Below are 639 nucleotides of genomic sequence, written 5' to 3'. Positions count from 1 at the left end.
TATGGCAAAGTAAAACAAGATGCCACAAAAGAAAATTCACAAGCCTCTGAAGGTGCAAACAAAGAAACAAATGCACAAGAAAAAAACGCTGAAAAAAATCAAAACAAAGGAAATAATAAGGCTTCACAAGAAAAGAAAAGTAAATAATCTTTTCTAAACTTAATAATTGCTGATTAATTTTAATCTGTAATATTAATGCTCTGATAAAATCAGGGCATTTTTTATTGGCAAAGAGAAAATGATAATAGAATTGGAGAAAATACATTTACTTTTGTTTATCTATATATTAACATGTTAAAAAGGAGGGTGATTATGCTAGAGATTAAAGATTTATATAAATCTTATGGAAATAAAAATATATTAAAAGGAATTAATTTAGAAGTTCTTGCTGGTGATATTTTTGCTTTTATCGGCAAGAATGGTGCTGGTAAAACGACTACTATTAAGTGTATTGTTGGGATTAATGATTTTGAAAAAGGCCAGATTAAGATTGATGGCATGGATGTTGTGAAAAACCCAATTGAATGTAAAAAAATAACAGCTTATATTCCTGACAATCCCGAACTTTATGAGTTTATGACAGGCATTAAGTACTTAAATTTTATTGCTTCTGTTTATGAGGTTGATATGGAAGAAGTC

At 28.3% G+C, this 639-nt stretch carries 1 protein-coding gene; it reads left to right on the top strand.

The genetic code is table 11. From position 1 onward, the window contains the following. Window positions 1-312 precede the first annotated feature (312 nt). The coding region (locus HMPREF9131_RS04445; RefSeq protein WP_009345647.1) for an ATP-binding cassette domain-containing protein at window positions 313-639 on the top strand (327 nt) is incomplete at its 3' end.

It is taken from the genome of Peptoniphilus sp. oral taxon 836 str. F0141, from assembly GCF_000179335.1.
In the GTDB taxonomy this organism is placed as follows: domain Bacteria; phylum Bacillota; class Clostridia; order Tissierellales; family Peptoniphilaceae; genus Peptoniphilus_A; species Peptoniphilus_A lacrimalis.
This window is presented reverse-complemented; position numbering and strand designations above follow the sequence as displayed.